Here is an 891-nt window from a genome sequence, read left to right on the forward strand (position 1 = left end):
TCAGGATGCCGAGCTGCGCACCCCGGCCGGTGCCCACCAGCAGCGCCGTCGGCGTGGCCAGGCCCAGCGCGCACGGGCAGGCGATGATCAGCACCGCCACCGCCGCGGTGAACGCGGCCCCCACGCCGTCGCCGGTGCCCAGCCAGAACCCCAGCGTCCCGATGGCCAGCGCGATCACGATGGGCACGAAGATCCCCGAGATGCGATCCGCCAGCCGCTGCACCTGCGCCTTGCCCGTCTGGGCCTCCTCCACCAGCCTGGCCATCTGGGCCAGCTGGGTGTCGGCGCCCACCCGGGTGGCGCGCACGACGAGCCTGCCACCCGCGTTCACCGTCGCACCGGTCACCCCGTCACCGGGCCTGACCTCCACGGGAACGGACTCGCCCGTCAACATGGAGGCATCGACCGCCGAGGATCCCTCCTCGACCACGCCGTCCGTGGCGATCTTCTCCCCCGGCCGCACCACGAACCTGTCGCCCGTCTTGAGCTGCTCGACCGGCACCCGGCGGCCGTCGGCCAGCTCCACCTCCTTGGCGCCCAGCTCCATCAACGCCCGCAGCGCCGCCCCCGCCCGCCGCTTCGCGCGGGACTCGAAGTAGCGCCCGGCCAGGATGAACGCCGTCACCGCCGCTGCGGCCTCCAGGTAGATGTTGCCGGACCCGTCGCTGCGCTCGATGGTGAACGCGAACGGGTGCGTCATGCCGGGCGTGCCCGCCGTACCGAAGAACAGCGCCCACAGCGACCAGCCGAAGGCGGCCAGCGTACCGATCGAGATCAGCGTGTCCATGGTCGCGGCGCCGTGCCGCAGATTGGTCCAGGCGGCCTTGTGGAACGGCCAGCCCGCGTATGCCACCACCGGCGCGGCCAGCGTCAGCGACAACCACTGCCAGT

Annotated in this window: 1 protein-coding gene; it reads right to left on the bottom strand. The window is 72.6% G+C overall.

Annotated features, from left to right (window positions below):
• The coding region (locus tag ACFLIM_RS50250; protein WP_393178042.1) for an HAD-IC family P-type ATPase at positions 1-891 on the bottom strand (891 nt) is incomplete at both ends.

The organism is Nonomuraea marmarensis, assembly GCF_043197025.1.
GTDB classification, from domain to species: domain Bacteria; phylum Actinomycetota; class Actinomycetes; order Streptosporangiales; family Streptosporangiaceae; genus Nonomuraea; species Nonomuraea marmarensis.